General features: G+C 38.2%; 24 protein-coding genes and 1 riboswitch. Of the genes, 20 read left to right on the plus strand and 4 right to left on the minus strand.

The window, feature by feature from the left end:
* Positions 1-38: 38 nt before the first annotated feature.
* A complete protein-coding gene (locus L2716_RS06935) occupies positions 39-1,799 on the minus strand; it encodes a Rieske (2Fe-2S) protein (protein ID WP_236333074.1) in 1,761 nt (586 codons plus the stop codon).
* 175 nt (positions 1,800-1,974) lie between these two features.
* Here L2716_RS06935 and L2716_RS06940 point away from each other — a divergent pair, with 175 nt between their 5' ends.
* Genes L2716_RS06940 through L2716_RS06955 form a run of 4 tightly spaced genes read left to right on the plus strand, consistent with a single transcriptional unit; the run spans position 1,975 to position 6,060 of the window.
* The gene (locus L2716_RS06940; protein ID WP_236333076.1) at positions 1,975-3,495 is read left to right on the plus strand and encodes a spore germination protein; all 1,521 of its coding nucleotides are present in this window, start codon (positions 1,975-1,977) and stop codon (positions 3,493-3,495) included.
* 12 nt (positions 3,496-3,507) lie between these two features.
* Positions 3,508-4,707 carry a Ger(x)C family spore germination protein gene (locus tag L2716_RS06945; RefSeq protein WP_236333077.1) on the plus strand — a complete coding sequence of 400 codons (1,200 nt, stop codon included), beginning with the start codon at positions 3,508-3,510 and terminating at the stop codon, positions 4,705-4,707.
* Between the two features lie 6 nt (positions 4,708-4,713).
* On the plus strand, positions 4,714-4,947 hold the full coding sequence (locus tag L2716_RS06950) for a hypothetical protein (protein WP_236333080.1): 234 nt from the start codon (positions 4,714-4,716) through the stop codon (positions 4,945-4,947).
* Positions 4,948-4,962: 15 nt separating this feature from the next.
* Complete coding sequence (locus tag L2716_RS06955) at positions 4,963-6,060, plus strand: GerAB/ArcD/ProY family transporter (protein WP_236333082.1); 1,098 nt, start codon at positions 4,963-4,965, stop codon at positions 6,058-6,060.
* Between the two features lie 8 nt (positions 6,061-6,068).
* Here L2716_RS06955 and L2716_RS06960 read toward each other — a convergent pair whose 3' ends face one another.
* Positions 6,069-7,133: a DUF2515 family protein gene (locus L2716_RS06960; RefSeq protein ID WP_236333084.1), complete on the minus strand. Its 1,065-nt coding sequence runs from the start codon at positions 7,131-7,133 to the stop codon at positions 6,069-6,071.
* A gap of 73 nt (positions 7,134-7,206) precedes the next feature.
* Here L2716_RS06960 and shc point away from each other — a divergent pair, with 73 nt between their 5' ends.
* Entirely contained in the window at positions 7,207-9,087 is a 1,881-nt protein-coding gene (gene shc, locus L2716_RS06965; protein ID WP_236333086.1) for a squalene--hopene cyclase, read from the plus strand.
* Here the strand turns inward: shc and L2716_RS06970 are convergent.
* Positions 9,080-9,679, minus strand: a complete 600-nt coding sequence (locus L2716_RS06970) for a hypothetical protein (protein ID WP_236333088.1) — start codon at positions 9,677-9,679, stop codon at positions 9,080-9,082. The genes shc and L2716_RS06970 overlap by 8 nt on opposite strands.
* A gap of 141 nt (positions 9,680-9,820) precedes the next feature.
* Positions 9,821-10,006: riboswitch (cobalamin riboswitch) on the plus strand.
* Positions 10,007-10,156: 150 nt separating this feature from the next.
* Here L2716_RS06970 and L2716_RS06975 point away from each other — a divergent pair.
* From L2716_RS06975 to L2716_RS07040, 14 genes are all read left to right on the plus strand, one after another.
* Entirely contained in the window at positions 10,157-11,128 is a 972-nt protein-coding gene (locus L2716_RS06975) for an ABC transporter substrate-binding protein (protein WP_236333090.1), read from the plus strand.
* Complete coding sequence (locus L2716_RS06980; RefSeq protein ID WP_236333092.1) at positions 11,091-12,152, plus strand: FecCD family ABC transporter permease; 1,062 nt, start codon at positions 11,091-11,093, stop codon at positions 12,150-12,152. Before L2716_RS06975 ends, L2716_RS06980 begins: the two co-directional genes overlap by 38 nt.
* A gap of 2 nt (positions 12,153-12,154) precedes the next feature.
* Entirely contained in the window at positions 12,155-13,630 is a 1,476-nt protein-coding gene (locus L2716_RS06985) for an adenosylcobinamide amidohydrolase (protein ID WP_236333094.1), read from the plus strand.
* 59 nt (positions 13,631-13,689) lie between these two features.
* A complete protein-coding gene (locus L2716_RS06990; RefSeq protein WP_236333096.1) occupies positions 13,690-14,250 on the plus strand; it encodes a bifunctional adenosylcobinamide kinase/adenosylcobinamide-phosphate guanylyltransferase in 561 nt (186 codons plus the stop codon).
* Entirely contained in the window at positions 14,247-15,740 is a 1,494-nt protein-coding gene (locus tag L2716_RS06995) for a cobyric acid synthase (RefSeq protein WP_236333097.1), read from the plus strand. Before L2716_RS06990 ends, L2716_RS06995 begins: the two co-directional genes overlap by 4 nt.
* A 3-nt stretch (positions 15,741-15,743) precedes the next feature.
* The gene (gene cobS / locus L2716_RS07000) at positions 15,744-16,535 is read left to right on the plus strand and encodes an adenosylcobinamide-GDP ribazoletransferase (protein WP_236333099.1); all 792 of its coding nucleotides are present in this window, start codon (positions 15,744-15,746) and stop codon (positions 16,533-16,535) included.
* A complete protein-coding gene (locus tag L2716_RS07005) occupies positions 16,493-17,122 on the plus strand; it encodes a histidine phosphatase family protein (protein WP_236333101.1) in 630 nt (209 codons plus the stop codon). The genes cobS and L2716_RS07005 overlap by 43 nt, the downstream gene beginning before the upstream one ends.
* Positions 17,053-17,484: a bifunctional adenosylcobinamide kinase/adenosylcobinamide-phosphate guanylyltransferase gene (locus tag L2716_RS07010; RefSeq protein WP_236333103.1), complete on the plus strand. Its 432-nt coding sequence runs from the start codon at positions 17,053-17,055 to the stop codon at positions 17,482-17,484. Before L2716_RS07005 ends, L2716_RS07010 begins: the two co-directional genes overlap by 70 nt.
* A gap of 12 nt (positions 17,485-17,496) precedes the next feature.
* Entirely contained in the window at positions 17,497-18,084 is a 588-nt protein-coding gene (locus L2716_RS07015; protein ID WP_236333105.1) for a cob(I)yrinic acid a,c-diamide adenosyltransferase, read from the plus strand.
* Entirely contained in the window at positions 18,077-18,568 is a 492-nt protein-coding gene (locus L2716_RS07020) for an ECF transporter S component (RefSeq protein ID WP_236333107.1), read from the plus strand. The genes L2716_RS07015 and L2716_RS07020 overlap by 8 nt, the downstream gene beginning before the upstream one ends.
* A complete protein-coding gene (locus L2716_RS07025; RefSeq protein WP_236333109.1) occupies positions 18,565-19,269 on the plus strand; it encodes an ATP-binding protein in 705 nt (234 codons plus the stop codon). The genes L2716_RS07020 and L2716_RS07025 overlap by 4 nt, the downstream gene beginning before the upstream one ends.
* Before the next feature lie 239 nt (positions 19,270-19,508).
* Positions 19,509-20,054, plus strand: coding sequence for a ribonuclease H-like YkuK family protein (locus L2716_RS07030; RefSeq protein WP_236333111.1), 546 nt, complete (start codon positions 19,509-19,511; stop codon positions 20,052-20,054).
* Positions 20,055-20,137: 83 nt separating this feature from the next.
* Positions 20,138-20,593, plus strand: coding sequence for a PCYCGC motif-containing (lipo)protein (locus L2716_RS07035; RefSeq protein WP_408005293.1), 456 nt, complete (start codon positions 20,138-20,140; stop codon positions 20,591-20,593).
* A 120-nt stretch (positions 20,594-20,713) separates the two neighbouring features.
* A complete protein-coding gene (locus L2716_RS07040; protein ID WP_236333113.1) occupies positions 20,714-21,733 on the plus strand; it encodes a serine hydrolase domain-containing protein in 1,020 nt (339 codons plus the stop codon).
* 82 nt (positions 21,734-21,815) lie between these two features.
* Here the strand turns inward: L2716_RS07040 and L2716_RS07045 are convergent, their stop codons facing one another.
* Positions 21,816-22,124: a hypothetical protein gene (locus L2716_RS07045; RefSeq protein ID WP_236333115.1), complete on the minus strand. Its 309-nt coding sequence runs from the start codon at positions 22,122-22,124 to the stop codon at positions 21,816-21,818.
* A 160-nt stretch (positions 22,125-22,284) separates the two neighbouring features.
* Here L2716_RS07045 and L2716_RS07050 point away from each other — a divergent pair, with 160 nt between their 5' ends.
* Positions 22,285-23,490, plus strand: coding sequence for an MFS transporter (locus L2716_RS07050; protein WP_236333117.1), 1,206 nt, complete (start codon positions 22,285-22,287; stop codon positions 23,488-23,490).
* Position 23,491 lies beyond the last annotated feature (1 nt).

A 23,491-nucleotide genomic window follows, 5' to 3' on the forward strand; every position in this document is an offset into this window, starting at 1 on the left:
TGCACGACAAAGCAGATCCTTCTTTTTTTCTGTTATCATCATTCCTCTTCGAATAACTTTTCTCCTTTATACAATCTCATCGCAATCGTTGCTAAATGTGGCATTTCCCTTGCTGTTGGTGCGTGTCCTGCAAGATAACGTGTAACCGCTACAATGATTGACTCTTGCGCTCGTTTGGCAATTTCCGAATCCTCCTGTATCCAATAATCATGTTCGATCATAGCTGCTTCATACATTTGGAAAGAATGAAATTCTGCGTCCTCTCGTAACAAAGCAAACCCTAAAGTATTAAATAAGCTAGATTTGTCACCATCATTCGCTAAGTAGGATACAACCCAATCTGCCGCATCACTTACTCGATGCTGTTGATCTAACAATTCTAGTAAATAGGAGGGAGACAAATTCTCATCCTTTATACAAGGCTTTGGTTTTCGTGCTTTTGGCATATTTAAGAATCTATCAAGGTAAACAGTCATGGCACTGTGAAAAACGGCTCTAGTCAGTTCCACTGTCGTAGATCGGAGTAATGATTGGTGAACTGCATGCGCATGTGTAAATGTATGAAGCACCGTGATCCAATCACTGAAATCATTCTGCATATGGAATTGAGAGATTCTTTCTGCAGCTGCAAGTGTCACAAGTTGGGCAAGTCGAGCAGGGGATACACCTTCTCGTAAAGCTTGATACATAACACTTACGGTTTCTTCAGGAACTCCATTTAATATTTGATTTACAAGCGCATGCTCATCTACATTCGTTCCAACTTTAGAACCTTTAATAACATCCGATAAATTTTCAAATACATTGTTTAACGGTTCTACTAGATTGACTGGGGACTGCCAACTATGAGATTCTTCACTACGAGTAACATCAGCAATTCCCGGTAAAAGTGATGTTAATACATATGGACGGACATGGTCACCAACATGATCCAAAATTTCAAAGGCTTTATTGTGGAAGTCCAATGAGTGTCCAGCATTTACATAAAAATGATCCGTGACAGCTGCTAACATCATATTTGCAAGTTCCTCATTCGACCATCCTTGTTCTATAGCAGTCAAAAGGATACGCTCTGCACCTTGCTGATCTCGAACCTCAAAGCAATGACGGTACCATTTTTGTAATTGTTCCTTTGAATGATTTTTACCTGAATCTAATTGTGGAAGAGCACCTAATAAGAAGCGTGTGCCCATTCCGGAACTTTCTCTAGCTACATGAACTAATCCTTGGTAAAGTGCGAGTATTTGTCCGGTTCTATCTAACTTGGGCAAAACATTCGTCATTGCAGTGAGAATCGTTAAACCAGAACGCCACCCACTTTGGCGATGCTTCGTACCAAACTCTACACCTACTGAGACAATTTGTTGAGGAGAGACTCCTGCTTCAATTAACCCAACTACCGCTTTACCTATGACTAAACTTAAGCTTTGCTCCAAGCCTTCACGTAGCCTTTGCTGTAATTTTTGGATCGTCGTTTTATTATGGGGGATAGGCGATACAAATACTTCATCTTTATCAATATGGACGGGATATGTAGGTACATCATCAGCCCAAGGATCTAATGTTCCACCGCTTTTGACATCAAAGCGAGCATGGTGCCAATGACAAGTTAAAATCCCATCACAAAGACTGCCCTGATGTAAAGGAAAGCCCATGTGAGGACAACGATTATCGACCGCATGGACTTCACCATCATGTGCGAACACTGCAATAGCATGGCTATCCCCTTTAACAATTTTTGCCCCTTCATTTTCCAATGATTCAAGTGTACCAACATGAATATGATTCAGCTCACTCAATTGAGATACCTCCTTTATTTTCTTACTTATAGTTTACTTTAACGGTTTGTAATCTAAATCCTTCATAAGATGAAACTTTCTCTACTTCTAAAGACTGATTCTTGCGTTTCCAATTAATGTATAACAAGGCATGATCATGGAATGCTAACAGAAACAAACCGCAGGAGCGTTTTCAATGAGCTATCGTAAAAAAGTGAAGAGAAACAATATATCGAGACAATCAGGAAATAATGAACACGCTCCATTCATTCATGAAAAATTAGCTGACAATATCGATGAGATTCATCACATACTTGGGAACAGTTCTGATTTACAAATTAAAGTTTTCCAAATTGATCCTTCAAATTCGGTTCATGCTAGTTTGGTTTATTTAAAAGGCTTATCAGAAGAACAGTCCATAGATGATTTCATTGCCACTATTGCTTTACGTAACCAAACAAATATTAAAGAACATTTAGATCAGCTTCCAATTGGTGACTTAGAGAAGAGTTCTGATTGGGGTTCAGTTATACAATCAATCTTATCTGGTGACCTTGTTTTATTAATAGATGGGATAGACAACGGGTTTATTTTAGAAACTGACAAACAAAATTTCAGAAGTGTAGAAGAATCTAAGGCTGAACCAGTAGTACGAGGACCGAAGGAATCGTTCACTGAAACACTCGAAGTAAATGTAGCCATGATACGTAGGAAACTTAAAGACCCAAATCTTCAAATTAAATCTACAAAAATTGGTCGTTCAACCAATACTGATGTTGCTGTATTACACCTTAAAGGAATCGCTAATGAAAAAATTGTCCAGGAGGTAAATGATCGGTTAGATCAAATTGATATTGATGGAATTTTCGAAAGCGGAAATATAGAGGAATTGATTGAAGACAAGACTTTTACGCCTTTCCCGACTATGTTCAATTCAGAAAAACCAGATGTAATCGCTGCGGGTCTACTAGAAGGAAAAATCGCAATTATAATAGACGGAACTCCATTTGTACTATTAGTTCCGGCATTATTCATCCAGTTCTTTCAATCAGCTGAAGATTACTACCAAAGATGGGATATTTCTAGCTTGCTTAGATTACTTAGAGTTTTCAGCTTTTTCATCTCACTATTGGGGCCAGCATTTTATATAGCACTCACGACCTTCCACCATGAGATGCTACCAACGAATTTATTAATCAGTCTGGCAGCCCAAAGAGAAGGCATACCATTTCCAGCCATATTTGAAGCAATACTGATGGAAGTGACTTTAGAAATTTTGCGAGAAGCAGGAATACGTCTCCCAGTAGCAGTAGGACAAACCATCTCAATAGTCGGTGCGCTCGTAATAGGTCAAGCTGCGGTAGAAGCTGGCTTCGTTTCACCAGCAATGGTAATCGTTGTTTCTATAACTGCTATATCTAACTTTATTATCCCGTCTTACAATTTAGCGATATCCATCCGAATTCTTAGGTTTTTGTTTATGTTGAGTGCAGCTACTTTCGGCTTATATGGAATAGCACTTGGTTTATTTGCTTTATCGCTACACTTATGTAGTCTTCGTTCATTTGGCGTTCCTTACATGTCACCACTCGCGCCTTATAATAACCAGGACCAGAAAGATTCATTAATCAGAATGCCACAAAATTATTTGTTTACACGACCGAAACTCATTCAACAAAATAATACCGTGCGCCAAAATGCAAAGTCATCTAAGTAAGGGTGATCTCATTTGAAATCTGTAACTTTACTCATCATACTCTGCACATCATGCCTACTTTTAAGTGGGTGTTGGAATAGCAGGGAATTGAATGAAATAGGAATCGCGGTTGGGTTAGGGATTGATAAAACAGATGATGGACAAATATTACTAACTGTCCAATTAGTCAATCCTTCTGAAATTTCCTCTAAACAGAGCAGTGGGACAAGGGCGCCCATTGTCACCTATCAAGAAAAGGGGGATTCCGTATTTGAAGCATTACGAAGAATGACCAAAACCGTTCCACGTAAGACCTTTTTCCCACACTTAAGGATGCTCGTCATTGGTGAAAATGTAGCGAAAGAGGGCATGGCGTCTTCCTTAGATCTTTTAGAACGTGACCAAGAATTCCGTCCGGATTTTTATGTCGTGATTGCACAGGAACATGAAGCACAAGAGATTCTTGAATTATTGGTTCCAGTAGAGAAAATAACTGCTCAGAATTTGTTTACTAAACTTGAAACATCTTCTAAAGTTTGGGCACCTACTGTTGCACTTACTTTTGGGAATTTGCTTAACGAGTTCACAAGTGAAGGCAAACATCCTGTTCTTAGCGGCGTTCACATTCTAGGAGATCAACAAAGTGGGAAGGGGGTGGAAGATTTGCAATCTGTTGACCCATCTACACGATTGAAGTATGAAAACTTAGCCGTATTTAAGGGAGATCAACTGAAAGGCTGGTTAAATGAATCCGAAAGCAAAGGTTATAATTACATTACCGGTAATGTGAAAAGTACAATTGTAAACATTCCATGTAAAGATGACAGTAGCATTTCAATAGAAATATTAAGAACAAAATCTAAAATCAAGAGTGATCTTAACAAAAATCAACCTGCGATTGATATAAAGTTAAAAGCAACAGGAAACGTGGGAGAAGTAGAATGTCCGATTGATTTACAAAAATCCGACACGATAAAAAAATTAGAAAAACAAACCGAGAAAGATATAAAAAAACAAATGCAGAATTCTCTTAAAGTTGCACAGGACACATTTCAGTTAGACATATTCGGCTTCGGCGAAGAGTTCCATCGAAAGGAACCAAAGTATTGGGCCACTGTAAAGTCAGATTGGGATCAAACGTTCACAGACTTACCTGTACGTATAGAGGTCGATGTTCAAATTCGACAAACGGGTAGGAGAAGCAATTCATACATTAATAATTTAAAGGAGTAATCTTGCATGTGGACAATACTAGGGATTTCGCTCGTGTTATTTCTAATTGTAGGAATGGATGGAATTCCACTATGGAAGAAGAAAGATAGGAAAGGACTCATTGTGTTTATTTCAGTGTTAAGTATTGGGGCTAGTCTTCTGTTATACCAAAGTGTTGGGTTCACCATCCCAACACCACTACATTGGATTAAAACGATTCTATATCCAATCACGGAATCGTTTTACCCATTATTCAAATAAGGAAGGAGTAAGGATATGATTGAGAAGGGGAAAATAAGCGTTCGTCAGTTTACGATACTAGTTCTCTTTTATACAATCGGAACAACCATTCTGGTCATTCCATCTATCCTTACTTCAAACGCAAAGCAGGATGTCTGGATTGGTGGACTAGTCGGATTATGTTTTGGAGCTTTGGTTATTCCTTTATACTTCGGTCTTGCAAAAAAATATCCAAGTAAGAATTTCGCTCAAATTCTTGAAATTACATTAGGTAAGTGGGTAGGGAAATCATGTTCTATCCTTTACTTTTTCACATTTGTATTATTACTTTGTGTATTTGTATTGAGAGATATTGGTGACTTTATGGTGACAGTCATGATGGTTGAGACACCGATACAAGCTATACATATTTCATTTCTTATCGTGGTCATTTTTTCTGTCCGCTTAGGCCTTGAAGCTTTTGCTCGAGCTGCAGAACTGTTCCTTCCTTGGGTCATTTTACTATACATCGTTTTAGTTTTTACAATTGCACCTCAAATTGATTTGCGATTTGCTCAACCGGTATTAGAGCAAGGGGTCAAGCCTGTACTGTTGGCTGGTTTCTCTTTTCTGACGTTCCCTTTTTTAGAACTCGTGATCTTCTTGATGATCATCCCCTATGTAAATATCCCTAATAAGACCGGACGTGGATTATTCATCGGAATAACATTTGGTGGAGTTAGTTTGATTATCATATCAATGCTCTCCATACTTGTGGTTGGCGTTGAAGAGACCTCTGAAAGCATTTACTCTAGTTATGACCTAGCCAAACAAATTAATATAGGCGGGATCTTCCAAAGGGTGGAAGCAATGATGGCTTTTATTTGGTTTACAACTGTGTTTATGAAGCTTACGATTTTGACATATGTCGCGTCTCTAGGACTGGCCCAAACGTTCGGAATAGATGATTACAAAATTCTCACGTTACCTTTAGGCCTACTCATGTATGTTCTATCTATTAATATATTTCCAAACGTTGCGTTCTTAATTGAATTTACTGAAACAATGCAAATTTATGTCTTACTATATGGATTTGTTCTCCCATTGTTTTTATGGTTCATATCACTCATCCGGAAAGACACTTCAGCTCTGTAAAATATTCATTACCTACGTTGGAAAAAGGCTTTATTAGTCAATACTGCCAAACTTAGTTTTTCAAGAGATTTACAATAATGATGTTCAATACTTCCGTTCACTTCTTTAGAGATTGGTTGCAGTTCATCATTTATATCCATGTCTTTAAACCAATCTTCATAGCCTGGTGCATCATGAATGATGTCTGGCCATGCATATTTTAATTGGGGACTAAATAGCTTAGATACACCTTCCTTCAAATTGCAATCTTGTATGTGAGGATTATAGATTCTTCCTGGAAACGATTCAGACACGTCATTGAATATGTGAGGCCAATAATCCTTCCGAGATCCTGTATGCCTTTGTTCCAATGCCCAGTAATAAACGTTGTTTAAATGTTTAGGTTGATGAAACAATATAGAATATAACTTCTTCCCAATCTTAATTCGCTCTTGGATTCGTTCGAAGTTGTGTACAACTTGACCATATAAATCACAATGACCATTGGAAGAGAAAATAGATGGGAATAGAATAACGTTCAAGTTAAACCATTCCTGCAAAGTAAATGCCGGTTTGTTCATAACCTTGTTCTGATAGTAATCATTTTGGATGATTCTTGATTCAATATACATTTGTTCATTAATAATTAACCCCATTGTTAGTCGTGCTGAATCACCTGCATCCCAAAATTGCATCCAAATATTCTCCATAAATTGTGATATATGTATATGCGGTAACAAGAAGAACATTGGCTGTTCTCGATGCTTGCTCAATTCATAAAGTAACAATTGTGGGTAGGCGTCTTGAAAAATCAACCAATTACCTCGCTCAAGCCACATAAACAGGTCTTTACGCTCCTTTTCTGACAATAACCTAGGCAGGAATTCCCCTTTTAAATCTGTCATGTTCCAACCAGCATTTCTTGAAACCATATGAGCTAGAAACGCCCAGTGAATTTCTCTATTATTGTTATAAAAATGCAAATAAGCCATTGTTCGCGTGACATTATTGGTGTTAAAGTGTTCGGTCTGTTCCTTTATTCTCTTAATGATTTCTACATGCTCCTTATTTAAGGTCACTTTATCCCTAGACATACATAACCACTCCTTTCCACGTCTTCAATGTAGGACTTTTGAATATGTATGTTGAGGGGAGGTTGATTCGTTTATGGAATCTGTTGATCGAGAAATACAGAGGATTGTTTCTGTGCTAATGAGGAGTCAAACATATGACGGATCGTGGAAGTACGCATTTGAGACAGGTATCATTACTGATGCGTATACCATCATATTATTAAGAATGCTTAACATAAATGACGAGCAATTCATTCAATCATTAAAGAACCGTATTTTACACAAACAAACAAATGAAGGTGTCTGGAAATTATTTAGAGACCAACCAAAAGGAGATTTATCATCTACAATTGTAGCCTACAATGCTTTATTGTTTTCAGGGTATATCTCACAAAATGACGACTGTCTTAAGAATGCACGTGCGTTTATCATTGAAGAAGGTGGCATTGATAAAGCAGAAACCTTCACGAAAATACTATTAGCCATCACTGGTCAATATGATTGGTCTGGCATTATACAAATCCCTATAGAAATTATGCTCTTTTCTCAGAAAGCCCCGTTATCGTTTTATGATTTTTCAGTATTCGGTCGTGCGAATATAGCTCCCATTCTCATCCTTCAACATATGAAATATCAAAAGAAAATGAGCATGACACCTGATTTGACGCATTTGTTTGTAGAAGATCCAAGTCCGCGGGAAGACTGTATGAAAGCAGAGTGGAGAAATGTAATATCAATTTTCCAAACCCAATTAGAGAAAATGAAAGATACACCGAAAAAGCTCAAGAGCAGAAGCTTACGAGCAGCTGAACAATATATATTGAAAAGAATTGAACCAGATGGAACGCTTTTAAGCTACTACAGTGCAACTTTTTTCATGATTGTGGCATTCCTTGCACTAGAATATCCGGTGAACCATCCATTAATCAATAAGGCGATCAAAGGGATATTTAGTATGTCTCAAATGGTTGAAGGGACAACACATATGCAGTACACAACTGCAAATGTGTGGAATACGTCACTCATTAGTGACACGATGCAATTGGCAGGTATTCCTTATTCGAATCCATCCATTGCTCATGCTAATCAGTACCTACTGTCCAAGCAACATTCCTTGTTTGGTGATTGGGTATTGAAAAACCCCACAAATATGCCTGGTGGATGGGGATTCTCAAACATTAATACAATCAATCCTGATGTAGATGATACGACAGCTAGTCTTCGCGCAATCCGTTCATTAACAGCAGATAACCCACTTTACCAAAGTGCTTGGAAGCGGGGGCTTAAGTGGGTCCTATCCATGCAAAACAAGGATGGAGGATGGCCAGCATTTGAAAGAGGCGTCAATAAAAAGTGGTTAGCACTTACTCCCGTCCAAGGTGCCGAATACTTATTGTTGGATCCTTCTACAGCTGATTTAACCGGAAGAACCCTTGAATTTTTGGGCAATTATACACATTTAAACAAGAATCATCCTTCCATGAAGAAAGGACTAAAATGGTTAGTTGAACATCAAAGAGATGATGGCTCGTGGTATGGAAGGTGGGGGATTTGTTATATATATGGGACGTGGGCAGCATTAACAGGTATGAATGCGTGTGGTAGGGGGTTAGAGGACCCTAACGTACAACGTGCAGTCCAGTGGTTACAGTCCATCCAGAACGAAGACGGGGGCTGGGGTGAATCGTGTAATAGTGATATTCAGAGAAAATACGTACCCCTTGGCGAGAGTACTTTGACACACACTGCTTGGGCTGTCGATGCGCTTGTAGCGGTTTCGGATCAACCGACTAAAGAAATCAATCGTGGAATTCAATTTCTCACTTCACAAGGTGCAAATAATGATTGGACAGAGTTGTATCCAAAAGGGCAAGGTATGGCAGCTGGATTTTATATCCATTATGAAAGCTATCGATACATTTGGCCATTGATGGCATTGAGTCATTACAAAAACAAGTATGACGATATTAAATAGACGATAACCATACACCATTTGGATCCTTTGAGTTTTGAACTTTGATACCCGTCATCCTCACATTGGTAATTGAAGGTATAGCACCTTTCTTTGACTCGAGTACATCTGGGTTTAGTGAAAAAATCTTGTAAAAAGTATCATCTAATTCCATCTCTTTTGTTTGAACTTTCATATTTTCTATAATTGTAAGGTCAGAGGCTTCTAATACGTCTGGATGTGTTTGCAGTTCTACTCTGAATCCATAAGGCGTTGAGATGAATGTTCTTCTTTCACCAATGTTAACATCCCATCCAATCGCATCAACCTTACGGCAAATTTGGTCGTGTTCCTTATCCGTCTTTATCAATCCTATATGATCGAACATGACCTTCTTCCCGTAACCAAAGGTAATATTCACATTACCTTTTCTCATTTCTATGATTCGAAATAGAATGCCTTTCTCCCTGAAATCATCCCAAGAGAGTGGTGGATCAAAAGACTGGAAATTGCCTTCGAATTTTCCTAGCCTTTGATAAACTTCAAACCCTTGGCTTTCATAATACCTTTCTGTTTCCTCTAAAAATGGCGTCCAGTAATGGTAATGAAACAGCATAGCGACCTCCTTGAATGATGTTTTAATTCCATTCTATCAAAGTTAAATTTTTACAACAAATCTAACATTCTTTCAAACTGGATTACAAAAAAGGTTGCTTTATTACCGGGAGTGTAGTGTATAATCATAACTAGGAAAAATTTCATACATACGAGAATTGGTGTCTTTATCATTAAAGACTTAATAGGGAAGTTGGTGAAAGTCCAACGCGGTCCCGCCACTGTAATTGGGAGTGATTTGCAAATAGCCACTGTACTACTTATGTACGGGAAGGCGCAGATTACAATGACCAAAAGCCAGGAGACCTGCCAGTTCTGTAAGCACTTACAAACCTACGCGGATAGGAAGGTGTGTCACGTGATTTTCGATTGTTAATTTCGGAGACTCAAGCGGCATCTTCATGTTCTATCGTGGAGATGTTTTTTATTTGCTTCAATGTATCAAACGTTTCTATTATTCAATCAGGAGGCTTTTTTGATGAAAAAATTATTATCTTTACTCTTCGCAGTTTTATTAACAATTAGTGGACTTGCCGGTTGTAGCGACCAATCAGCCAAACAGGAAGAAAACCAATCGAGCGATCAGTCAGCGCAACCAACTGATGAAAATGCTTTTCCCGTAACCATTACCGATGCTCTTGATCATGAGGTGACGATAGAAGAAACACCTAAAAGAATCGTATCTCTCATCCCAAGTAACACAGAAGTTATCTACGAACTAGGTCTAGAGAAAGAAATTGTTGGTGTATCTGATTTTGACAATTACCCAAAGGAAGTCAGCGACAAGGAAAAAGTCGGCGGTCAAGAAATTAACGTTGAGAAAATAATCTCATTAAATCCTGACCTTGTACTCGCGCACGAGTCCGGGGCTCAACTTGCATCTGAGGCACTTCAACAGTTGAGAGACTCGGGGATTGCAGTCATTGTGGTGAACGAGGCAGCTAATTTCGAAGAAGTGTATGATTCAATAACCATGATAGGGAAAGCAACCGGTAAAGCTGATAAGGCTTCTGAAACAATCAATGACATGAAAAAACAAGTTGAGGAAGTAAAAAAGAAGGTTGCTGAGGTAGACGAACAAAAGTCAGTCTTCGTCGAAGTTTCACCTGAACCTGAGATTTATACACCAGGTAAAAATACATTCATGCATGAAATGCTACAAATCATAAATGCAATAAATGCTTCAGCAGACATTGATGGATGGGCGAAAATTGATCAAGAAACGATTATTGATAAGAATCCGGATGTCATTATTACGACTTACGGGTACTACACTGAGAATCCAAAGCAACAAGTGTTAAATAGAGAAGGATGGAGCAAGGTTACAGCAGTAGAAAGTGACCAAGTACATGATGTACATTCTGACTTAGTGACTCGATCTGGTCCAAGACTAGTAGAAGGAGTAGAGCAGCTTGCGAAAGCCGTCTATCCTGAAGTATTTAGCGAATAATCGTAGTTTTGCTTATGGAATAAGTACGCTGTTTCTACTACTCAGTTTATTACTCGGCATATCGATCGGTACGGTCCAAGTGCCGTTTATGAGTACAATCCTCATTGTAGGTCATGAAATACTTCCAATTATTAATATGAATTCAGTTGACCCTATGCATACGAATATTGTTCTCAATGTTCGTTTACCAAGGGTCATCCTAGCAAGTCTCGTTGGAGCAGCTCTCGCTATTGCAGGAGCTGCTTTCCAAGGCTTATTACGTAATCCGCTAGCTGACCCTTATACGCTGGGTGTTTCATCAGGGGCTTCTGTAGGAGCTGTCATAACATTATTCTTCCAATTATCCATTCCGTTTGTCGGCTCATTCACATTGCCATTAATGAGCATACTATTTTCATTTGTAACCATCTTCATCGTACTTAATTTTGCTCGAAAGATTGAAAAGTCAATGAGAGTGGAGACGATCATTCTGACCGGGATCATTTTCAGCTCATTTCTAAGTGCAATTATTTCATTAATGATTGCGCTAACTGGTGATGAACTCAGACAAATAATTGGTTGGCTTCTCGGAAGTGTTTCGATGAGGGGTTGGGTTTATATCAAAATTATTATGCCATTCTTGCTCATTGGATCCGCGATCTTATTATTCAATGCTAAAGAACTTAACGCGATGTCATTTGGTGAAGAGAAAGCACATCACCTAGGTGTCAACGTCCACAGAAGAAAAATGCTCGTATTAACTGCAGGTTCCATATTAACAGGTTCTGCTGTTGCCGTATCAGGGACAATTGCATTTGTAGGGCTAGTGATCCCACATCTAACGCGTTTACTTTGGGGGCCAAATCATATACATTTACTCCCATTATCTATTTTGACCGGTAGTGGATTTCTTGTTCTTGCGGATCTTGTTGCGAGGACGATCATTTCACCAACCGAGCTACCTATAGGCGTCATCACTGCACTTATTGGCGCACCGATATTTGCGCTCATTCTCATGAAGAGTCGATCAGAAAGAAGTGATTAACTGTGATCAATGTACAAAACCTGACAGGTGGATATGGTAAGCTTCCAATTGTTTCTGATCTTGCATTTAAAGTAAGAAAAGGAGAATTGTACGGTATCTTAGGTCCAAATGGTAGTGGGAAAACAACTGTGCTGAAAATGATAAGCGGCATCCTGCCTTTTGAACAAGGCTCAGTCACAATAAAGGGAAGATTACTAGAAAGCTATTCAACGAAAGAGCTCGCGAAGATCATTGCAGTTCTTCCACAGCATGCTAGCCAAAGTTTCTCCTATACGGTCAAAGATACCGTTTCCCTTGGAAGGTATGCGCATCAATCTGGATGGTTTCAAACATGGTCGGAAGAAGACGAAGAAATTGTTCAGCGAGTAATGAAACAGACCGGAGTTGACTCTTTTCAAAAGAAGGATATTCAAACGCTTTCTGGTGGGGAGAAGCAAAGAGTATTTCTGGCTCAAGCACTCGCCCAAGAGCCTGAAATTCTCCTATTGGACGAACCAACAAACCATCTTGACCTTTCCTATCAGAAAGAGTTACTTGATGTGTTGAAATTATGGACAAGAGAAAATGGGTTAACCGTTATTTCTATCTTTCACGATTTGAATTTAGCGGGCTTATATTGCGATCAATTATTGCTTTTAGATAAAGGGAAAATTAACATCCAACATAAACCAAATGAAGTTCTGCGTGAAGAACGGATCCAGTCCGTATACAAAACAAAAATTAAGAAACAACCCCATCCAAATGTACCGGCTCCACAAATGATGCTGTTACCTGAAAGTAATGACAACGAAGGAAACACTGAAGTTGTTCAATCATCCTTTATGAAGATATTAGAAGATAAAATAGTGTTAGAAACGGTTTATCCGTTAAAGACATTGTCATCAGGAGTAGTAGGATCGGGAAGTGGTTGGCACAAAGTCTTTATTAATCGAAGAGTCGGTCTAGATTATGAGTGCAGTAATCACCGCGAGGAAATGCAGAATTACTTGATTCAAGAAGGGTATGAGCCATCCGATTGTGTTGGTATGATGACTGCCGTTCACCTTGAAGATGCTTCCTTCCAACATTTAAAGGATGATGAACTTTCTATTTTCGTTGTCGTTACTGCTGGTGTAGGGCATGCCATTGATGCCTCCAAAAGCCATCAACATAATTTTGACATGCAACCCGGTACGATAAATACTTGGATTTTCGTGAATGGAAATATGACGGAGGAAGCGTTCATTCAATGCATGATGACCGCTACAGAAGTAAAGTCAAAAGTGCTTCACGATCAAAATGTGAAAGATCCAGTTACAAACTCTTTTGCAACTGGAACAGCAACGGATAGTATATTAGTCGCTGCTACCCAAAGTGGCGAAGATATTGAATTTGCAGGTACGATTACACCCCTAGGAAAGTTAGTAGGGCAAGCCGTTTATCATTGTACTACAGAAGCAATTGGTCATTATCGTAGAAGAGTAGGAAAAGGACATTAACACTTCAAAGAAGGGTGTACACACTTCTTTTGCTTGTTCTAATGAAAGGGGGCTTGGTGTTGACTACACCAACACTTGTATTCATCTCGGGTGGCGTAAGAAGCGGTAAAAGTTCCTACGCTGAAAACTTGTCAATTCAAATCGCTGATGAAACCAATAGCCACCTACACTATATCGCTACAGGCGTTCCATCCGATCAGGAAATGGAGGAACGTATTAAAATGCACAAGGATCAACGATTAACACAAAATAAGAAGTGGATAACTTGGGAGAAAGCGGACGGAATTGGTGAACTGGCACCTCATTTTAATCATAGAGATGTTCTACTACTTGACTGTTTGACAACACTCGTGAACAATGAATTCTTTTTAAACACAGGCGAAACAGTTGATTGCATTGAAAATCGTATTTTTACGAGTATTGAAAGATTACAGCACAAATGCCACACATTAATTGTAGTTTCTAATGAAGTGTTCTTTGATACGACTTATGATACTAAACTCGTTTTACCCTACAAGAAATTATTAGGTAGGCTGCATCAACGTATTGTAAAGCAGGCTTCTTACGCTTTTCGTGTAGAATTTGGTACTCCTATCAAAATGAAAGGAGACTCTCTATGAAAGGCATTATGATCCAAGGAACTGCATCTGATGTTGGAAAAAGTTTAATAACAACAGCATTATGTCGTCTTTTTGTGAACGATGGGGTTAAGGTTGCACCTTTTAAGTCGCAAAATATGTCCAATAACTCGTATGTGACAAGTAGTGGTGAAGAAATCGGAAGGGCACAAGGCATCCAAGCTGAGGCTGCAAAAACCGATGCGACGGTTTGGATGAATCCCATTCTATTAAAACCTCAAGCTAATCAAAGTACGGAAATTGTCCTTCATGGTAAAGTGTTGAAAACATTACCTGGAAACATGTATCAAGAAAATTTTTATCAAAAAGGGCTTGGGGTCATAGAGAATGCATTAGATCAACTTTCACAAACTTATGATTTAACCGTGATTGAAGGTGCAGGTAGTCCTGTTGAAATGAATCTAAAGCAAAGGGACCTTGCGAATATGAAAGTTGCAGAGATTGCTAATGTTCCCGTCCTCCTCGTCGCTGATATTGATCGTGGCGGAGTATTTGCAAATATTATTGGCACGTTGGAATTGATGGACCCTTCAGAACGGAAGAGAGTGCAAGGTGTTATCATCAATAAGTTTCGTGGAAATCCTGAATGGTTTAAAGAAGGTGTACATTGGATAGAAGAAAGAACACATTTACCTGTTCTTGGCGTCATTCCATTTATAGACGATCATGGCATTGAAGAGGAGGATGCTCTGCCTATTCAGCAACACGTTAGGAAGGGTGCTCCTCTAGATATAGCCGTCATACACTTACCATACATATCTAATTACAGTGACATCCATCCATTCACTTTCGAAGAAGATGTTTCAATTCGATGGGTAAAACAGGTTTCTGAGTTTGGTAACCCGGATGCAGTCATTATTCCTGGAACGAAAAGTACAATCCATGATTTACAGCACTTAAAGAATATAAATCTTAATACTGTCATTCAACAGTATGCAGAAGAGGGTGGAGTCCTTTTTGGTATATGTGGAGGCTATCAAATGCTCGGTCAAAAAATCATAGATGCAAAAGGAACCGATACAGGTCATAAAGGAACTCAAATAGACGGGTTGAAGATCGTTCAAGGCTATACAGAATTTCACGAGAGCAAGAAAACCATTCGAGTAAAAGGTTCCCTTCATCCCAATATTCCTTATTCTCCTCTCACGTTGAATGGTTATGAAATTCATCTCGGTAAGACAATCTTACCACCTGAGATCCAAGCGTTTTTGAAAGTGACGGAAGATCAATTTGATGGCTGTTACATAGATGGTGGAAGAATCATTGGAACATATCTACATCATGTATTTCATAATGATACGTGGAGAAATGAGTGGTTAAATCAACTCAGAATGCGAAAAGGATTGCAACCTAGACGAATTGTCAATCCATCAGAAATAAAGGGTCAAAAATATGACAAGCTAGCAGAGGTTGTTAATAAGCATTTAGATTGGAAGCGTTTAAGAGAATTGGTGGAAAAGTGGGAGGGGTGAGTGATGAATTATTTAAAAGGTCTCCTGATTAATATCCAATTTTTCACAGTAATCCCACTTAAGATGGAACTACCAATGGACAGAAACCATTTAGAAAGTTCGGTCAAAACATTTCCTATTTTGGGTTTGTTGCAAGGCATCAGCTATTTATTGTTCTTAATGATACTGGTAGAGTGGTCACCCTTTTCTACGCTTGCGATTGCTTTCTTTATTTGGCTTTACACCATCATTTTTACAGGTGGCATACATTTGGACGGTTGGATGGATATGAGTGATGCTTATTTCTCTTATCAAGATGAAGAGAAACGATTAGAAATTATGAAAGATCCACGGACAGGGGCATTTGGAGTTTTATCAGTCATTATTTTGTTGTCAGCAAAGTTCTTCTTCATATATGAGCTGATCGCTTTGTCTTCGTACCAACTCTGGTTTGCTATTCTACTGATCCCATTTCTGAGTAAAAGTATGATGGGTTACTTACTTCTTTCAGTAAAACCTGCGAAAGAAGAAGGGCTTGCCTATTTGTTTCACCAAGCTATTAACGGAAACAATCTTTGGCTTTATCCTGTTTATTTTTTACTCATATCGTTGGGGCTTAATGTAATCGTTGACCATGCCTTCATTCCAATCATTACTTTAACGATCATAACAATTTTGAGCTATCATTTCTTTCGAATAAAGAGCGTTCATTGGTTTAAGGGCATGACAGGAGATGTGTTAGGAGCCTCTATTGAGGGAGTTGAATTAATACTATGGATGACACTATGGTTGTTGCATTATTTCGTCATGGGATAACAGAAGACAATAAAAGAAGAGTGTATTTAGGTTGGAGTGATTCAAGCATCTGTAAGACTGAAGAACAACGAATTTCTCCATATCCCAATCGTTTTGATCACTATTACACGAGTGATCTTCAACGATGTATCCAAACTTCACATCTATTATTTCCTCGGGTGGTTCCTACATTGGTACCAGAATTTAGAGAATTGAACTTTGGAGACTGGGAAAGATGCACATACGAAGGTTTAAAAGGGGATATGCACTACCAACGATGGTTAAATAATTTTGAAATGACTGCACCACCAAATGGTGAACATTTAGCAGATTTTCGCTCTCGCATTCAAGTAGGATGGCATAAATGTATGCAACAAAGTACAGGTAATCGAATCGCAATCATAACGCATGGTGGGGTTATTCGATCGCTATTAGCTGAATTTGCGCCTGAACCTAAGGATTTTTGGGACTGGAAAATTCCTTATGGTGCAGGTTACGAACTTCGATTTACGAAAGAGCACTTGAGGAGGGGTGAAAAATGCATTTCGTTACAGGAGGTGCCTTCAACGGAAAAAGGTCGTGGGTCACAGAAACGTATCAACTATTAAATAATAATGACTATTGCTGGATTTCTGCTTATAAGGATCATCCAATCCCTATAGATTTATATGAGCATAGTTCTTCATTAGTGATCCTAGAAGGTATTGAAATATGGATTCAAGACTTAGTTAAAAACGATGAAAATACGAAAGAGCGTTGCAATACAATGCTATTAAACTGGCTTTCCTGGGAACAGGATCGTAATAACCAGTTGATCGTCATTGGATCAGATATTACAAAAGGAATCGTACCTGTCTCATCTATTGACCGCATTTGGCGAGATAGAACTGGCTGGTTCTATCAAGACATTGCAAGTAGGGCTGACAAGATGGATATCATTTGGTACGGCATGAGACAACAAATGAAATAATGGAGGGATAATATGAAAATCTATACGAGAACAGGTGATAAAGGGCAAACAAGCTTAATTGGAGGACGAGTAGAAAAAGATGACTTGCGCGTTGAAGCATACGGAACCATTGATGAAGTTAACTGCTTTGTCGGTCAAATAATAGCAGAATTAGAGCATAGTATATTTAAAGATGTTCTAATAGACTTAGAGAAAATTCAGCATGAGTTATTTGATTGTGGTGGTGACCTTTCTAACATCAAGAAAAACAAACAAAATAAACTATCCCTTGAAGCGGTTAAATATTTAGAAGAGAAGATTGATCAATACGTCGATGAAGCCCCTGAACTAGAACGATTTATTTTACCTGGTGGATCGAAGTCAGCTGCATCTACTCACATTGCAAGAACAATTACGAGAAGAGCAGAAAGACTTGTCGTTAAATTGCGCCGAGAAGAGCCTGGAATTTCTGAAGAGGTACTGTCTTATCTCAATCGACTTTCTGATTATTTCTTCGCATTAGGAAGAGTCATTAATTTCAGATTGAAAGTGAAAGATGTTGAATACATTCGGAGTGCAAAGGTTTTCGGAAACAAAAAGGGTGATCAATCCAGTGAATAGTAAACGCCTCAGTTATTTGGCATTATTTATTGCGCTTTCTGTAATAGGCGCGTCCATAAAAATACCAGCAGTTGTTGGAAGCATTGCTTTAGATTCATTTCCAGCTTTGGTTGCTGGTGCACTCATCGGTAATATCCCAGGGGCAGTCGTCGCAGCATGTGGACATTTGTTATCTGCATTATTTGTAGGGATGCCTCTTGGTCCTATGCATATCGTCGTCGCATTAGAAATGGCGATTCTCGTCTATTTATTCAGTGTACTATACCGAAATGGAAACAAGATACTAGCGAGTGGCAGTTTCTTCTTTGGAAATGTATTTCTTGCACCACTTCCTTTCTTATTTTTGATTGGTGTTTCTTTCTATACCGCGATTGTACCATCTATACTCGTTGCAACTGCAGTTAATGTTTGTATAGCAGCACTTATAACACCAAGACTTCAATCTTATATGAGTTTTCCAATTGTAAAAGGACGTGCAGGATGAGAAATGCAATAGTCGAGCACCTATCCAATGATGACTACTTAATCATTACGAATGATAATAGTGGGGGAATCGGAGAAAAGGAGCAAGACTTCATAAACGTATCCTATGATCTCCTTAGTTATTACGCCTATCGAGTGGCAGTTGTTGAGTGTATGGCAACAAGAGGTGTACCGAAGTCTATTTTGCTCCATAATTACTGTGGTGAAGAACATTGGGACAAGCTTGTAAGTGGAGTAAAGACCGGATTATCAGAGATAGGTTTAGATTATGTTCCAATTAACGGTAGTTCAGAAAGTAACTATCACTTGAAGCAATCCGCTATAGGATTAGTTTTAATTGCAAGAAGCAAGGCACCAAACATAAGAATACCAAGTTTAGAACCTGACTATCAATTTGCCGTCATCGGTGAACCACTAGTCGGTCAAGAGGTAACTGAGTATAAAGAACAAATTGCACCTCTATCAGTGATCCAAACCATTAGTACCTTAGAAAAAGTCTACATGTGGCCAGTCGGTTCAAAAGGAATATTGACCGAACTAAACCAAATGATTGGTAGTGACGTTAAACAGATTGAGTCTAAATTGGACCTTCTTAAATCTGCCGGACCTTCAACATGTGTTATCATTGCTTACCCAAGTAGGCATACAAAAGAAATTAAGAAACTTTCTAAAGACCTTTTTTACCCATTGAATATAAGCTAATGTTGCATAGACCGTTACACGTTTTGAACCTCCAAACAAATGGGGGTTCTTTTTTTATATAAGTATTAATCTTTTATTCAAGACACTTACCTACACTAAATCGCAACTTCCTGAATATGATAATAGTGATTCATTCAAAAACAATGCATTCTATCGATTGGTACTTCATATGATTTTTATAATAAAAGTATTTATCGGGTAATTTATGGACAAGAAAAGAAAAAAGGAGATAGGGACTTATGGTGAACCATTATTTCTTTGCGGAACAACCAATGGCATTCAGAAACCTTACCTATACTCATCTTACCTTTGAAGAAGTTCGTAAACATATGCTAACGTTCATGAGGAAAGAGCCCATGGGCAATTATAAATTAATGATAGGGACCGATTCTCATGTTTATCAAAATGAAACGATCTTCATTACAGGCCTTGTCATCCAAAGAGTAGGGAAAGGCGCGTGGGCATGTTACCGAAAAATCAAATACCCCGAACCGATTCGCAATCTCCACCAGAAAATCTCCTATGAGACTTCATTAACAGAAGAGGTGGCCTCTCTTTTCGATGAGTCATTGAAAAACGAATTCATTCATATCGTTCTTCCTCATGTATATAAAGGATCTAGCTTTACAATGGAAGGACATCTTGACATAGGAAAAGGGAAACAAAACAAAACCCGTGAATTTGTTACTGAAATGGTCGCTCGAATTGAAGCACATGGCATTGAAGCAAAGATCAAGCCCGAATCCTTAGTTGCTTCAAGTTATGCAAACCGGTATACGAAATAACCCATTCACAAAACGTTAACAACAAATGACGAGGACTTATTGTATACTGAACTCATATGACAAAATCATATGAGGAGTAGATCATGAAATTTAAATTAGGAATCACATTTATGATTTCCGTATTAATTCTTGCCGCATGCAGCTCTGGAGAAGATGATCATGCATCCAAAATGACCCACGATATGAACAGTAACGATTGGTCACACTTCGAAGATATGGGTGTAGATACTTCAACGATTGAAGCGTATGACTTTGCAGTATCACATCCAGAGGTATTAGATTACATACCTTGTTATTGTGGTTGCTATGATAGTGCCGGTCACGAAGGTAATACCGATTGCTTTGTCGATCAAGTTGATGACAATGTCGCAGTTCTAGATAACATGGGTCTTGGCTGAGGTATTTGTGTAGATATAGCCCGTGAGGCTAAATACGAATACAATAAAGGGACAGACCTTAAAACAATTAGAGAAAAAATAGAAAAAAGATATGAAAAAGAGGGGCTTGAGCCGACTCCTACCCCTATACCATCAACATAATAATAACTAGAGATTGACCTTAAAAATTTGGTCAATCTTTTTTAATTCAAATAAAATTCAAATAAAGGAATTGAATGGATGATATTGAAACTACTAGGGGAAGAGGTGAGACGATTGATTATGACAAATTCAGATTTAAGTCAAATTGAAAGTGTAATGAAAGAAGAAAACTTCTCGGGGGCTGTCCTTGTAAAGAAAGGAATGGAACAGCTGTACCAAGATGAAATGGGATATTCTAATCGATCTGATTTAATCCCCATAAAGCCTGACACAAAGTTCGGAATTGCTTCAGGATGTAAATTGTTTACATCAATTTCCATTTGCCAATTAGTTGAAAATGGCGCATTGTCTTTTGAAACCAAATTAAAAGATTGCTTAGATATTGACTTACCTCATTTTCATAAAGATATTACTGTTCATCATCTATTAACACATACATCAGGTATACCTGACTATTTTGATGAGGCTGTGATGGATAATTACGAAGATTTGTGGAAGCAGCAACCGATGTACTTAATTAGGAAGACCAAAGATTTTCTTCCAATGTTTCAGCAAAAGGAGATGGTGTTTACACCGGGAGAGAAATTTCATTACAATAATGCTGCTTTTATCTTATTAGGACTAATTGTTGAAAGTAAGGCAGACATGAGTTTCACAGATTATGTTGAAAAAAATATCTTCCAACAACTACATATGAACGATTCAGGATACTTTTTGACAGATCGATTACCCCAAAATACAGCTATAGGTTATATTGATGAGAAAGATGGGTCATACAGAAGCAATATATTTTCTGTACCTATACAAGGTGGCCCTGATGGTGGTGCATTTGTTACTACTGAGGATATGGCCAAAATTTGGGAGGGTCTGGTAAGCTTCAAGCTTATGAGTCAAGACTTTACTAAATTATTGTTAACCCCTCATGTAGAGGTAAGAGAAGATTTGTCTTACGGATACGGTGTTTGGCTAAATATGAAAAAAGGGCAAATATATAAATACCATCTTATGGGATATGATCCAGGCGTGAGCTTTCATTCAGCATATTACCTGGATCAAGGCATTACACTCGTCATTCCATCTAACCATAGTAACGGCCCTTTTAAAATAATGAAAGAAATAGAAAAAGTCTTTAATTTATGATCTTTCCGAGTTGTTTTGTAATCAAAGTAGTCGTATAAAGTAAAGATCCCAAGTAATGGACTTATCCATTACTTGGGATTTTTTATGAATTCTTCTTCATTCTCTGTTCTATTTCTTCATTTACGATAAATGCCAAATCATCATTGCCGAATAAAGACAATACACCGAGCAAGGTTTGGTCTGGAATTTCTTCTGATTCTTTTTTTGGTACGGTCAATTCTATCGCTTGCATTAATGCAGGATTTGCAGCCTGATTGGGATACGCTTTTACATAAAGAGCATGTGGATCTAAGTCATGATTTACACACCACTGTGCAAATACAAGAATCATCATATGCTCATCTTTTTGATAATTATCGATTATCTTCTTTTCAAGATCTTTTGAATCCACTTTCAATTTCCCCTTTACGCCATATGTACTTATTATAAGGGAGGCAAGCCGATAATCCAATTATTGATAACGAATATTTCACAAGAGTTTGGTAAAAATCTTGGAGTACACATCTTTTCTAAATTGCCCTCAACTATACAGAACATATGGAGCGTATAATATGCAAAATAAAAACATAGCCCTGTTTGCTTTAGCTTCAATCCCTTTATTAATGACATTAGGAAACTCCATGTTCATTCCTGTCCTACCTATTATTGAAAAAGAAATAGGCATCACCTCATATCAATCCAGTCTGATCATAACCATCTATTCTGCAGTTGCCATTTTCTTAATACCTTTAGCTGGATATTTATCTGATCATTTTGGTAGAAAAAAAGTCATTATACCTAGCTTGTTTCTCGTAGGGGTTGGGGGGCTTATAAGCAGCTGGGCAGCTGTATCTTTAGCTGATCCATATATGGTGATCCTTTTGGGGCGATTTTTACAAGGTGCAGGCGCTGCTGGAGCATCACCTGTCGTACTCCCTACAGTTGGAGACCTCTTTACAACAGATAAAGAAGTTAGTTCAGGCTTAGGATTAATTGAAACATCAAATACATTCGGTAAAGTTCTAAGTCCTATATTAGGTGCAATTCTTGCTACATGGGCATGGTACATTCCTTTTTGGTCAGTCCCTATTCTCTCAATGATTTCCATTTTGTTAATCTTTTTTCTTGTTAAACCTCCAAAAGGGGAAAGTACGCCAATCCCCTTTAGAACTTTCATTAAACTCACCAGAAAAATATTTAAGTGCAATGGACGTTGGTTATTTGGTACGTTCATTATTGGAGGTATCAATACGTTCATATTGTTTGGTTTTCTCATTTATTTATCCTCTGTACTAGAGGATACGTACAAAGTGAATGGAGTTGCGAAAGGGTTATACCTAGCCATACCATTACTTATACTTTGTCTTGCTTCTTATTTTACTGGCAAGAGAATTGGAGAAGAAACCAACTTAATGAAACGTCTCATCCTTTTTGGGAATATGTTGATCACAATTTCTCTAATTACTATGGTGTTCATGGATTCTTTATCCACAATAATAATAGTCCTGTCCGCTACTGGACTTGGCATTGGTATATGCCTACCCTGCTTGGATGCCTTGATTACTGAAGGAATCGATAAAGAAGAACGGGGAACGATTACTTCAATTTATAGTAGTACAAGGTTTATTGGGGTAGCACTAGGTCCACCAGTTGTTTCTATTTTGCTAAAACAATCAGTAAACGTTGTCTTCATTACTCTCGCCATCATCTGTTTAATTTCAATCATTTTCACTATTACAACATTAAAAGGAAAGAGCAATTTGTTATTTAAAGCGTAAT

The organism is Pseudalkalibacillus berkeleyi (assembly GCF_021608225.1).
GTDB classification, from domain to species: domain Bacteria; phylum Bacillota; class Bacilli; order Bacillales; family Fictibacillaceae; genus Pseudalkalibacillus; species Pseudalkalibacillus berkeleyi.